The sequence below is a fragment of the Pseudomonas sp. NFACC10-1 genome (assembly GCF_900119195.1).
Classification (GTDB): Bacteria; Pseudomonadota; Gammaproteobacteria; order Pseudomonadales; family Pseudomonadaceae; genus Aquipseudomonas; species Aquipseudomonas cerasi.
Genome location: NZ_FPJB01000006.1, coordinates 126,304 through 139,578 on the forward strand (window position 1 = coordinate 126,304; position 13,275 = coordinate 139,578).

Below are 13,275 nucleotides of genomic sequence, written 5' to 3' on the forward strand. Positions count from 1 at the left end.
CTTTGCAACAATGCCTGACACGCTTGTAATCTCTGGTCATTATTTTAAGGATGACCGCCGTCGGCTCATGCATCTGGGTGTTTCCATGAAAGTCTCACTTCTGGCCACGGGCCTTTGCCCAAGCGTAGCGTGCACCTCACGTACTCCCGGCAGCGCCTCGGCAGCCAACCGCGACCGATTCTCCTGTCACGCGTCTATCGAAGCACTCATCAGCGCCGCACGCGAGCAGACAGCGGATATTGCCTGGGCTGCATACGCCGCTGGCGAACTGAAATGCCTGCTCGGACAGGGCGACAACACCGTTGTCTGGCCAGTACACATCGCGGCTGAAGACTTCGAAGCGTATTGCGCTCAATTGCAGCTGCATTGCCGGGTCGCAGGGCAGGGCGAGGGCGTGCTGGGCTGGGTGTTGGCACCGATGGCCGACAAAGACCACCCCCTGCTGGTGGATCTGGCCGCCAGACTGGGCTCGCTGTTGCAGACCGCCGCGTTGATCCGCGCGCAGAACACTCAGCGGGTTCTGTATGAAATCAGCCTGCTGGCCAGCTCCACGCTGGACCGCGGCGCTTTTCTGCAAGGCATTCATGAGCAATTGGGGGCGCTGATCGATGCCGAGAACTTCTACGTTGCGCTGTATGACCGGCAAAGCGGCAAGATCACGTACCCTTATTACATTGACCGTTTCGATGACGAAGCGATGGCTCACGAGACGTTCGAGTTTATCGACGCTGACCGGATGTCGCTGACCGGGTATGTCTTGAGCAGCGGGCAGCCTTTGTTTCTCGATGCCGCCTGCATCGAACTGGCCAAAGCCGAGAACCGCTTTTACTGCGTCGGACGTCTGCCCGAGTTCTGGATGGGCGCGCCCTTGAAAAATGCATCGGATGAAGTCTTCGGCATGGTCGCGATGCAGGTTTACGATGTGTCTCGTGTCTACAGTGCCCAGGATCGTGCATTGTTCGCCGTCGTGTCGCGCCATGTGGCGATGGCACTGGACCGGCAGTTGCGCCGAACTGACCTGGAACAGGTGGTAGCCCTGCGCACGCAACAACTTTCTGCAGCCAATGACGCGTTGCGTCAGGAAGTCAGGGATCGCGAGCGTGCCGAGCATCTGCAGAGTGCCCTGTTCCAGATTGCCGAGCTTTCCAGTCAGCCCGGCGACATGAACGAGCTTTTCCGCAGCCTGCACATGATCGTCGGCGAGCTGCTGGTGGCGCTCAATTTCTACATCGCGCTTTACGACAGCGCGACGGGCGAAGTGACCTTTCCGTATTACATTGACGAGTTCAAGCCCACGCCGCCGCGTTCACGACGCGGGCAGCGAGGGTTTACCGAGTATGTGATAGGCCAGCGGCGACCGTGCCTGATCGATTACGATGAAGCCCGCAGGCTGGAAAGCCTTGGCGAGATCGAGGTCCAGCGACAATCCGGTCGTTGTTCTTCATGGCTGGGCATTCCGCTGTTCGACGGCGGACAGGTTCGCGGCGTGCTGGTGGTGCAGAGTTATTCCAAGGACGTCAGCTATACCTTGCGCGATCAGGAACTGCTCACCTTTGTTTCTCGTCACATCGATACGGCACTGTCCCGGCGCAGCGCGGCAGACGCGATCCATACCGCCAATGTTTTGCTTGAAGCCAGGGTTCGAGACAGGACCCGTGAGCTGGATCGGGCCAACGCCAGACTGCAGCACGAAAACTCCCACGACTCGCTGACCGGGCTGCCCAATCGCAGCCATTTGCAATATCGCCTGAGGCATGCCTGGCAGGACTTCTGCCGCGATGGCCAGCAACTGATCGTCATGTTCATCGATCTGGATCGCTTCAAGATGATCAATGACAGCCTTGGCCATCACTGCGGCGACATCCTTCTGGTGCAGGCCGCCGAGCGTTTGCGCAGTTGCATGCGCGAAAAGGACCTGTTGGCGCGGCTGGGCGGTGACGAGTTCGCCGTGTTGAGCATCGACACGCCGTTGCAGACCGGCACGGAGATTGCCCAGCGAATACTGACGGCGTTCGAGCAGCCGTTCGTGATCGATGATCACACGGTTTTTTCTTCCTGCAGTATCGGTGTGGTGGGCGCCGACAGCCGCTTCCATCAGGAGCCGGCTGACCTGCTGCGCGATGCCGATACCGCCATGTACCGGGTCAAGAATGGCGGCCGGGACAGCTTCGCGGTGTTCAATCAGGCGTTGCGTCGCGAGGTATCGGATCAGGTCGAGCAGGAGGGCGCCTTGCGCACGGCGCTGAAACGTACGGATCAGTTGATTCCCTATTTTCAGCCGGTGATTTGCGTCAATAGCGGAAAGTTGCTGGCGTTCGAGGCGCTGATCCGCTGGTGCATGCCGGATGGGCGAGTCGTCGGGCCAGAGAGCTTTCTACCTGCGCTAGAGGGGCTGCGTCTGATTGGCCGTCTGGACTTTTACATGCTCAAGCGTGTGGTTGCCATTCTGGCGCAACCCGAAAACGGTCATTGGCCACCCGTGCATGTGAACTGTTCGAGTTACAGCATCACCCGTCCGGCATTCGCGGCGGAAGTGCTGGCGATGCTTGCCGAACACAATGTTGCGCCCGAGCGTCTGTGCCTGGAGCTCACCGAAGGCGCACTGGTGGCCGATCCCGAGCAGGCACGCCTGTCAATGAAGCTTCTGGCCGAGCACGGCATGTCGGTCATGCTCGACGATTTCGGCGCGGGCTTCTCTTCGCTCAGCTACGTGCACCAGTACCATTTCAGCGGATTGAAAATCGACAAGTCGTTTATCTTCGGCCTGGCTTCCAGTGTACGCAGCCGCGCGATTGTGCGTGCCATCGTGCGCATGGCCGAATCCCTTGATCTGACCGTGGTTGCCGAAGGGGTCGAGGACCGTGAAACCCTTGAGCTGCTGCGTGAGATTGGCGCCACACAGGCGCAGGGCTACTACTTTTCCGAGCCGCTGCCGATTGAGCTATTGAATATCAACACCGGCCGTGCGGCAGGCTGAAGCTCGGCCAATGCTTGCCGCAGGCGGCCGGATGCATCCGTTTTTTGACGCGATCTGTATGCCCTGTTTTTATTTAATCTTTAAAATCAACAGGTTAATTATTTGTAGGGCAGTTGGCACTGGACTTGCTGTTGAACCTGCGCAACAGGTTCATCAGGAGGTGAGAGATGATTATTGGCACGAGTGCGCTTGAGCAGCTTGTTTCCCGAGCTGTCGTCGGGCGCAAGACCGTAGACGAGGTGTCCCAGGACGCCTTCAGCTCGGTCGCTGCCGCTGGCCTGACATCAGGTTCGGCACCGGTTACCGCGCAGACCAGCAGTTCGACATCGCAGGACAGCAAGCAGGACAACAGTGGTTACAACGAATCCTTTGCACGGATGATGATCAACCTGAAATCCGCCGGTGATACGTCACTGTCGGAAAAGACGGCTGACCGTGACAATGGTGTCATCGGTTCAGTGGCTGGTACCACCAGCACCACTGACACGGCATCGACGGATTCGGTACAACAGAAATTCATGGACTCTCTGAAGCAGACAGCCGAAGAGAAAGTGCGCGAAAAGCTGACGGGCATCACCCAGAAAGACTATGACGCCATGGCACCTCAGGACCAACTGGCCATTGACCAGAAGGTTCAGGACGCGCTCAAGGACAAGCAGAACGACGTTGCGGATGACATCAACACCCGCATCAGAGGTATCAAGGCCGGTATGGTGGCCTGATGTTTGTTCGGCGACTTTGATGACCTTTTCGTGAACAAGCGAAGACTACCTCCATACACCGCAGTTGATGCGGGTGTATGGAGGTAGTATTCAAGCCCTCTCACCCCAATTGATGCCTGTACGGCAAATCCGGCCCGACCTTTGTGCAGGTCAGCGCGGCCGCGCCGACGGCAAAATTCAGCATCTCGTCCAGTGTTTCCCGTGACAGCGTTGACAAGCCTTGCGGCGTATCGAGCTGGCGTTCACTGAGGAAGGTCAGCAGCGCGGCCTGAAAAGTATCCCCGGCCCCGACGGTATCGGCGGTGGCCACGGTTTTTGCCGGCACCGACCAGGTGCCGTGCTGACGGGTGAAGACGCTGGCGCCTTGCGTGCCGCGGGTGACGATGACCAGTTGTGTACGCTTGCCGAGCCAGCCTTCGGCAATCTTTTGTGGGTCGCTGTCCGGGTACAACAGGTGCAGGTCTTCGTCGCTGACCTTGATCAGGTGCGCATGCTCGGCGAATGCTGCGACCTGGCTGCGCCAGCGCTGAATGTCCGGTGCCGGGTTGAGGCGCACATTGGGGTCCAGCGAGATCAGGCGGGTGCTGCTTTCACGGGCTACCAGCGCCAGCAGCGTGTCGGCAATCGGCTGCACCACCAGTGAAAACGAGCCGACGTGAATGCCGCGTACCTGCCCGTCGAGTTGCGGCAGGTGTTCCAGGCGCAACTGGCGGTCCGCGCAGCCATCGCCTCGAAAGCTGTAAGTTGGCGATCCATCGCTGCCCACGGCGACCATGGCCAGTGTAGTGGGTGCGTCGAATTCGATCAGGTGATCGGTATTCACGGTTTCCTTTTCCAGCACGGCACGCAGCCGACGGCCCAGGTAATCGGTGGACAGCCCGGCCAGGAAGCTCGCTTCCACACCCAGGCGGCGCAGGCCGATCGCAACGTTGAACGGAGAGCCACCGGCAATCGCATCAAACCCCAATCTGTTCAGGGAACCGCTGTCATCAGCGCGGGTGAAAATGTCGAACAGTGCTTCGCCACAAACCAGAAACATAAGTGCTCCATGAAAAAACGGTTCAAACCTTGCGCAGTTGCGCCTGATAACGCTGATAGACCTGCTGATAGGCGGCCACATTATGCACCACGGGGTGCGTCTCACTGCTTTGATCGAGACTTACGCAGCGTTCGCACAGTTGCTGCAGGTCCTGAACCTTGCCGTTGGCGTGCGACCAGCACCAGGCCGCCTGAATGGCAGCGCCCAGCGCAGCGGCTTCCGAGTGGTCGGTGCAGATCACCGGGGTGTTCATGATGTCAGCTACGATCTGCCGCCACACGGCACTTTTCGAGCCTCCGCCGATCAGGCGGATCTTCTCGCTTTTGATACCGCTGTCGCGCAGCAGATCGAGACCGTAGCGAAGGCCGAAGGTGGTGCCTTCGACCACCGCGCGGGACAGGTTGGCCTGGTTCAGATTGGTGCTGTCCAGCCCGACGATGCTGCCGGTAGCGTCGGGCAGGGCGGGCACGCGTTCGCCATTCAGAAAGGGCAGCATCAGTACGCCTTCGGCACCGATCGGCGCCTGGGTGACCGCTTGGTTGAAGCCGGCGATGTCGAGGGCGAACAGCTCGCGAATGGCGGTCGTCGCGTTGGTCAGGTTCATCGTGCAGATCAGCGGCAACCAGCCGCCGGAGGATGAGCAGAAGGTCGCGACCGATTCATGCTCGCTGACCCGTGCCTCATCGGCATAGGCATACACCGTACCGGAAGAGCCGAGGCTCATGGTGATCAGCCCCGGCTGGATATTGCCCGTGCCAATCGCGCCCATCATGTTGTCGCCGCCACCACTGGACACCAGAGCGTCAGGGTTCAGGCTCAGCAATCGGGCAACTTCAGGACGCAGCACGCCGACCGGTTCGTGGGCTTGCAACAGCTGCGGAAGTGCCTTGCCCAACCGGCCGCTCGGGTCGATGCGCGCAAGCAATGGCAGGTCCCACTCGCGAGTGCGCACGTTGAAGTAGCCGGTGCCCGACGCGTCGCCAAACTCGGTGCAGCAGCGACCGGTCAGCCAATAGTTGAGGTAGTCGTGGGGCAGCAACACTTTGTCGATCCGCTCGAACAGCTGCGGGAACTGCTCCTTGGTCCACAACAGTTTGGACACGGTATAGCCTGGGGCGATGACCAGGCCAAGGCGTTGCAGCGACCCCTGCGCGCCTCCCAGGTCGTCCAGCAGGCGCTGGTTTTCCGGTGCCGACTCGGTGTCACACCACAGCTTGGCCGGGCGCAGTACCTCGCCGTGGGCATCGAGCAGCACCAGGCCGTGTTGCTGGCCTGACACACCGATGCCCTGGATCTGCTGTCCGGAAACGCCCGACGCTGCCAATGCCTCGCGGGTCGCCTTTTGCAGCGCGTCCAGCCATTGCTGCACGTCCTGTTCACGGCGGCCGTTATGGTCGCTGATCAGGCTGTGCGGCGCCGAGCCTTCACCCAGCACGTTGCCGCTTTCGGTATCGAGCACCAACACCTTGGTGCCCTGGGTCCCGCAATCGATTCCAAGAAACATGGGAAGTCCCTCAGGCCCTGGCGGTCAAAAGTTTTTCCAGTGTGCCACTCACACCCAGCGTGCGCAGATCATTGAGGTTCTGCTCGAAAGCCGCCACGAAGGCTGCGGATTTCGGAATGGCCGAGCCAAATATTTCTTCCACCGCCAACAAGCGCTCGGCAATGAGCGCGTCATCAGCCACCAGCGCCTGGCAGAACTCGGCACGCGGGTCAGGAATCCTGTAGGTTGTGCCGTTCTCGTCAACACCCTTCAGGTACAGCGCCCATGCGGCGACTACCAGTGAGGCACGCTCGAGATTGCCCTGATCGACGATCAGACGATTGATCGTCGGAATGGTGAACTTGGGAAATTTCGACGAACCGTCCGAGCAGACCCGTTCCAGCTGGTCGGCAATCGCCTGGTTGGAAAAACGCTCGATCAGGGTGTCTTTGTAACCTTCCAGGTCGATGCCTGGCACCGACGCCAGTTGCGGGGTGACGTCGAGGTCCATGTAGGCGCGGATATAGCTCACGAACAGCGGGTCATTCATGGTTTCGTGTACAAAACGATAACCTTTGAGGAAGCCCAGGTAGGTCAGTGCCAGATGACTGCCGTTGAGCAGTTTGATTTTCATCTCTTCATAGGGCGTCACGTCATCGGTGAATTGCACGCCGACTTTCTCCCATGCCGGGCGACCATTGACGAACTTGTCTTCCAGCACCCACTGCACGAACGGTTCGCAGACCACCGGCCAGGCGTCGTCGATGTGTTTATCGTCTGCCAGTTGCAGACGGTGGGCTGCGCTGGTCATCGGTGTGATACGGTCGACCATCGCGTTGGGAAAGCTGACGTTTGCCTTGATCCAGTCGTGCAGCTCGGCATCGCGCAACGTGGCAAATGCCAGCAATGCCTTGCGTGTCACTGCGCCGTTGTGTGGCAGGTTATCGCAGGACATCAGGGTAAAGGCCGGCGTGCTTTGCGCCCGGCGCCGCGCCAGCGCGGCGCAGAGGAAGCCGAATACCGTCTTTGGCTGATCCGGATTCGCCAGGTCGTGCTGGATCTGCGGCAGATGGGCCATGAACTGACCGTTGCTGTCGTCAATGCAGTAACCGCCTTCGGTGATGGTCAGCGAGACGATGCGGATGTCCGGGCTGGCAAGCTTGTCGATCAGCGCCTGCGGACTGTCATCGGCCAGCAGCATGCCGCTGATCGAGGCAATGATGCGGGTTTGGGTATCGGGTGTGTCACCCAGTTCATACAGCGTGTACAGGTAGTCCTGTTGTGCCAGAGCGTCGCGCACGGCCTTGTCTTCAGGACGCAGGCCCACGCCGCAGATGCTCCACTCGAAGCCTTCGCCGCTGTTCATCAGCGCATCGGTGTAAAACGCCTGATGCGCACGATGGAAGCCGCCGACGCCGATATGGGCAATGCCCTGGCGAGTGCTGTCGACGGTGTAGGCGGGCAGGGCAATGTCGGCGTCCAGTCGGGACAGATTGTTTTTGTTCAGTTTCATGAGGGGCTCTCCGGAACTCAGGCGGCGGCAGTCTGCAAGGCTTTGGCAATCACCAGACCTTGAGCGTCGAACAGGTGGCAGTGGGCACTGTCGAGATGCAGGTTCAGCGTTTCGCCGTACTGGCTGGCCAGATCACCACGAATACGCATGGTCAGCGCCTCGCCCGAACGGGTGCGCACGTGACAGTACGTGTCGCTGCCAAGACGTTCGCTGACATCGGCAATCACCTGCAACTGGCAATCCTCACTCTGGGCAAGGTTCAGGTGTTCCGGGCGGATGCCCAGCGTCACAGCGGCGCCAACGCTTTGTCCTGCGCCATTGACTGGCAGGCTGATACGCGTTCCGGCATCCAGCTCGACTTCGCAACTGCTGCTGTCCGCCCGGCTGATCCTGCCCTTGAGGAAGCCCATTTTCGGCGTGCCGAGGAAGCCGGCAACGAACAGGTTGGCCGGGTGGTGATACAACTCGAGCGGCGAGCCGACCTGCTCGACCTTGCCGCCATTGAGGACGACAACCTTGTCGGCCAGGGTCATGGCTTCCACCTGATCATGCGTCACGTAGATCATGGTGGCCTGCAACTCTTTATGCAGGCGCGACAACTCCAGGCGGGTCTGCACGCGCAGCGCGGCGTCGAGGTTGGACAGCGGCTCGTCGAACAGGAAAATCTTCGGGTTGCGCACAATGGCCCGGCCAATCGCGACACGCTGACGTTGTCCGCCGGACAGCTGCTTGGGCTTGCGCTCCAGCAGTGGTCCGAGCTCCAGAATACGTGCGGCTTCATCGACCTTCTTCTTGATCTCGGCCTTGTCACCGCCCGCCAGGTCCAGCGCAAACGACAGGTTCTTGCCGACGGTCATGTGCGGATACAGCGCATAGGTCTGGAACACCATGGCCAGGTCACGCTTGGCCGGGGTCACCTGAGTGATGTCCCTGCCATCGAGCTCGATGGTTCCCGATGTCACTTCCTCGAGCCCGGCGATCAGCCGCAGCAGGGTGGATTTGCCGCAGCCCGAAGGCCCGACGAAGACCACGAACTCGCGGTCTTTCACGTCCAGGTCGATGCCCTTGATGATCTGGTGACCGTCAAAGCCTTTTTGCAGATTGCGGATGCTCAGATTAGCCATGTTGGACTCCTTCTTGTTCTTTGGGCCGGGCTATTTGACAGCGCCGAACGACAGGCCGCGAACCAGTTGTTTTTGACTGATCCAGCCGAAAATCAGAATGGGCGCACAGGCCAGGGTCGAGACCGCTGACAGCTTGGCCCAGAACAACCCTTCGGGGCTGGAGTAGGAAGCGATCAAGGCAGTCAACGGGGCCGCGGCGGACGAGGTGAGGTTCAGCGACCAGAACGCTTCGTTCCAGCACAGGATCAGCGACAGCAACGCGGTGGACGCCAGGCCGCCCTTGCAGATCGGCATCAGCACGCGAAAGATTTCCTGGCGGGTGCTGGCCCCGTCCAGCCGCGAGGCCTCGAGGATCTCGCCGGGGATATCCTTGAAGTAGGTGTAAATCATCCAGACCACGATCGGCAGGTTGATCAGCGTATAGATGATGATCAGTGCCAGACGCGAATCCAGCAGGCCAAAGGTCTTGGCCAGCAGATAGATCGGCATCAGCACGCCCACCGGCGGCAGCATCTTGGTAGACAGCATCCACAGTAGCGTGCCTTTGGTGCGCTTGGTCTCGAAAAACGCCATGGAATATGCCGCAGGAATCGCGATCAGCATCGCCAGTACCGTCGCGCTGAAGGAAATCAGCACCGAGTTCCAGGCAAAATGGAAGTAATCGCTGCGCTCCTGAATATGCAGGTAGTTTTCCAGCGTCGGGGTGAAGAACAGCTGTGGCGGTGTCGCGAACGCATCGATCTCGGTCTTGAAGCTGGTCAGGACCATCCAGAAGATCGGAAAGAACACCAGCGCAGCGATGATCCAGGACAGGGCCCCGAGCAGCAGGCTTTGCAGACGGCGTGATTGTTTGAGGGTCATCATGGCAAGGTCCTCATGACTTGTCGGTGAGGTTTTTGCCGATCATCCGGATCAGGATGATCGCCGCGATGTTGGCTATGACCACTGCAATCAGGCCGCCCGCCGAGGCCATGCCGACGTCGAACTGCAGCAGCGCCTGGATGTAGATCAGGTAAGCCAGGTTGGTCGAGGCAAAGCCCGGCCCGCCATTGGTCGTGGTGAAGATTTCAGCGAATACCGAAAGCAGGAAGATCGTTTCTATCATTACCACCACGGCAATCGGACGTGCCAGGTGCGGCAGGGTCAGGTGCCAGAAGATTGCCAGGGGACCTGCGCCGTCCAGCCGCGCCGCTTCTTTCTGCTCTTGATCGAGCGACTGCATGGCGGTCATCAGGATCAGGATCGCGAACGGCAGCCATTGCCAGGAGACGATGATAATGATCGACAGCATCGGGTAATGGGCGAACCAGTCGATGGGTTGCGCGCCGAAGAACTTCCAGACCGCCGCGAGTACGCCGGACACCGGGTGGAAAATCAGGTTTTTCCAGATCAGCGCACTGACCGTGGGCATGATGAAGAACGGCGAGATCAACAGCACACGGACGATGCCACGACCGAAAAACTCACTGGCTTCCAGCAGCGCCGAAATCAGCACGCCGAAGATCACGCTGATCGCCAGCACACTGCCGACCAGCAGTAAGGTATTGCCGGCACCCGGCAAAAAGCCGCTGTCGGTCACGAAGTACTGGAAGTTTTCCAGGCCGACGAATTCGTTTTCGCCAGGGGAGAGCAGGTTGTAGCGGATCAGCGAGAAATAAATGGTCATGCCCAGCGGCACGATCATCCACACCAACAGAAGCGCCACCGAAGGACTGACCAGAAACCAGCCCGGCTTGAATCGACGGCTTTTGAGCGGTTGCTGTTCGCCGGACAAGTCCGTGCGTTCAGGGGAGGCTGAGGTATTCATGGGGAGCTCCGAACCGGATTGCACCAGAGTTGTTGCGCAGTTGAGCGGCAGGGCGAAAGCATCGGCTTTCGCCCTGGTGCGTGACGGTTACTTTTTCGGGTAACCCGCTCGTTTCATGTCGCGCGCGGTAGCGGTTTGCGCATTCTGCAAGGCTTGATCCACAGTGGACTGACCTATGAGTGCTGCGGAGAACTGCTGACCGACGCTGGTGCCGATGGCCTGGAACTCGGGAATGGTGACCAGTTGAATGCCGACGTAAGGCACGGGCTTGAGGGTTGGCGACTTGGGATCGACCTTCTTCAACGACTCAAGCGTGATGTTGGCAAACGGTGCTGCCTTTTTGTACTCGTCGGTGTAGGTCGAGGCGCGGGTGCCCGGCGGTACGTTGGACACGCCGTCGGTATCGGCAACCAGTTTGGCGTACTCTTTCGAGGTGGCCCACTGGGTGAACTCGGCAGCGTCCTTGGTGTTCTTGGCGCTGGTCGGGATCGCCAGCGACCACGAGTACAGCCACGACGAGCCCTTGTCGGTCACCTCATGCGGGGCGTAGGTGAAGCCGACGCTGTCGGCCACTTTGCTCTGCTTCTTGTCGGTCACGAATGAACCGGCAACGCTGGCGTCGACCCAGATGGCGCACTTGCCGCTGTTGAACAGCGCAAGGTTCTCGTTGAAACCGTTGCTGGAGGCGCCCGGCGGCCCGGACTGCTTCATGGTGTTGACGTAGAAGTTCAGCGCATTCTTCCACTCTGGCTGATCGAACTGTGGCGTCCACTTCTCATCGAACCAGCGTCCGCCAAAGGCGTTGGCCAGCGTGGTGATCAGCGCCATGTTCTCGCCCCAGCCAGCCTTGCCGCGCAGGCAGAGACCGTACTGTTCCTTGGATTTGTCGGTCAGTTTGCCGGCGAACTCGGCGATCTGCGTCCAGGTAGGGCGCTCTGGCATGGTCAGGCCGGCCGCCTTGAACAGGTCGGTGCGGTAGTAAGTGATCGAAGCTTCAGCATAGAACGGCAGGGCGAACAGTTTGCCGTCCACCGACAGGCCGTCACGCACGGAAGGGAACACATCGTCCAGCTCGTAACTGGCAGGCAGGTCTTTCATTTCCTGCAACCAGCCTTTCTGACCCCAGAGTGAGGCTTCGTACATGCCGATGGTCAGCACGTCGAACTGGCCGCCCTTGGTGGCGATGTCGGTGGTCAGTCGCTGGCGCAGGACGTTCTCTTCCAGCACGACCCAGTTGAGCTTGATGTCGGGGTGCTGTTCTTCGAAGGTCTTGGAGAGGCGCTGCATGCGAATCATGTCACTGTTGTTGACCGTGGCGATGGTCACGGTCCCCGCTGTGGCACTGCCACTGAACACGAAACAGGTACTGAGGACGGAACTGGCGAGCAGAAGTTTTGCTGAGTTCTTCATTGATCACTCCTCTTCCACGCCCAAAGGACTGTAGAAGGATGGTTATTGTTTTTTTCTCTTCCGGAGGTGAGGAAGATGTGTACTGATTACACCGGCGTTCGGTCTGAAAGACAAATCCTGCGCCGCACTCTGACTGATACTTTTTTGCACTCGGGTGCGAAAAGCCAACAGCGCCGAATCGCCCATAGGACGGCTTCGACGCATCTTCAGCGTAGACGATGAGGGCGAGAGCGGGGCGAATCAGTACAGGTTTTGTTCGGTCAGACGCTGAACGGCGAGGCGGCGGTAGTGCGACGGGGTCATGCCCTTGAGTTGCTGAAAGCGCCGATTGAAATTGGAAATATTGTTGAATCCGGACTCGAAGCACACATCGGTGACCGGTTTGTCGCCGTCGGCAAGCAGTTCACACGATTTGCTGATGCGCAGCCGATTGACGAACTCCACGAAGCAGCGCCCGGTAGCCTGTTTGAACACCCGGGAAAAATAGGTCGGCTTCATGCCCAGATACTCGGCGACTTCCTCCAGCGGCAGCTCGCGGCCATAGTGGGTGAAGATATAATCCACCGCCCGGTTGGTGCGATCCACACTGTGCTCGTCCGCCGTGTGGGCCACCGCCGTGCCTGACAGCAGCTGGTAGTCGTCGCTGGCGGCCAGCAGCTCGAGCAGGATGAAGAAGTGGCCCAGGCGAGTGATGCCTCGTGAGTCGGCGATCTTCTGCATTTGCTTCATGGCCTGACGAATCGTGCGTTTGCAGCGAAATTCGATGCCGTAGCGGGCGCGCTCCAGTAAAGGCGTCAGGGTCTTGAGTTCGGCAAACACCTGATTGCCGCTTTCCAGCAGCTCGTCGGTAAAGTTGACCAGCATGTCGCGCTTGGGCACCACCTCGCCATCGTCGATCTGGCTGATCCAGTTATGCGGCAGGTTGGGGCCGGTGAGAAACAGGCTGGCAGGATTGAAATTGCCGATGTAGTCGCCGACAAACACCTTGCCCGAGCTGGCGACAATCAGGTGCAGCTCGTATTCCTTGTGGAAGTGCCAGCGCACCAGCGGGCAGGGAAAACCGTGCTCGCGGTAGATGATCGACAGACCGTTGTGGTCGTCCATCAATTCGTAGGAAGGGTCGGCGATTCTTGTTGTTTTATTCATTGGCGATGTCATGTTCATCCGTTGCCAAAAGAGTAATGTGCCTGATTTTTCAGT

Annotated in this window: 10 protein-coding genes; 2 read left to right on the forward strand and 8 right to left on the reverse strand. The window is 59.5% G+C overall.

Annotated elements, in window-relative coordinates; genetic code table 11:
• The first annotated feature begins 85 nt into the window (after window positions 1-85).
• Complete coding sequence (locus BT119_RS18050) at window positions 86-2,977, forward strand: bifunctional diguanylate cyclase/phosphodiesterase (RefSeq protein ID WP_371857182.1); 2,892 nt, start codon at window positions 86-88, stop codon at window positions 2,975-2,977.
• A 167-nt stretch (window positions 2,978-3,144) separates the two neighbouring features.
• Complete coding sequence (locus tag BT119_RS18055; RefSeq protein ID WP_003369324.1) at window positions 3,145-3,699, forward strand: hypothetical protein; 555 nt, start codon at window positions 3,145-3,147, stop codon at window positions 3,697-3,699.
• Between the two features lie 100 nt (window positions 3,700-3,799).
• Here BT119_RS18055 and BT119_RS18060 read toward each other — a convergent pair whose 3' ends face one another.
• The 8 genes from BT119_RS18060 to BT119_RS18095 all read right to left on the reverse strand — a co-directional run bounded on the left by BT119_RS18060 (window position 3,800) and on the right by BT119_RS18095 (window position 13,221).
• Window positions 3,800-4,738: a carbohydrate kinase family protein gene (locus tag BT119_RS18060; protein WP_003369326.1), complete on the reverse strand. Its 939-nt coding sequence runs from the start codon at window positions 4,736-4,738 to the stop codon at window positions 3,800-3,802.
• Between the two features lie 22 nt (window positions 4,739-4,760).
• Window positions 4,761-6,242, reverse strand: a complete 1,482-nt coding sequence (gene xylB / locus BT119_RS18065) for a xylulokinase (RefSeq protein WP_072366529.1) — start codon at window positions 6,240-6,242, stop codon at window positions 4,761-4,763.
• Between the two features lie 10 nt (window positions 6,243-6,252).
• Window positions 6,253-7,734 carry a mannitol dehydrogenase family protein gene (locus tag BT119_RS18070; RefSeq protein ID WP_003434160.1) on the reverse strand — a complete coding sequence of 494 codons (1,482 nt, stop codon included), beginning with the start codon at window positions 7,732-7,734 and terminating at the stop codon, window positions 6,253-6,255.
• Between the two features lie 17 nt (window positions 7,735-7,751).
• Complete coding sequence (locus BT119_RS18075; RefSeq protein WP_003434157.1) at window positions 7,752-8,858, reverse strand: ABC transporter ATP-binding protein; 1,107 nt, start codon at window positions 8,856-8,858, stop codon at window positions 7,752-7,754.
• Window positions 8,859-8,888: 30 nt separating this feature from the next.
• Entirely contained in the window at window positions 8,889-9,722 is an 834-nt protein-coding gene (locus BT119_RS18080; protein ID WP_003369336.1) for a carbohydrate ABC transporter permease, read from the reverse strand.
• Between the two features lie 10 nt (window positions 9,723-9,732).
• Complete coding sequence (locus tag BT119_RS18085; RefSeq protein ID WP_003369337.1) at window positions 9,733-10,665, reverse strand: carbohydrate ABC transporter permease; 933 nt, start codon at window positions 10,663-10,665, stop codon at window positions 9,733-9,735.
• Between the two features lie 87 nt (window positions 10,666-10,752).
• Window positions 10,753-12,075 (reverse strand): ABC transporter substrate-binding protein, encoded by a 1,323-nt coding sequence (locus BT119_RS18090; RefSeq protein ID WP_003369339.1) that lies wholly within the window; start codon window positions 12,073-12,075, stop codon window positions 10,753-10,755.
• A gap of 240 nt (window positions 12,076-12,315) precedes the next feature.
• Complete coding sequence (locus BT119_RS18095) at window positions 12,316-13,221, reverse strand: AraC family transcriptional regulator (protein ID WP_003434154.1); 906 nt, start codon at window positions 13,219-13,221, stop codon at window positions 12,316-12,318.
• Between the last annotated feature and the right edge of the window lie 54 nt (window positions 13,222-13,275).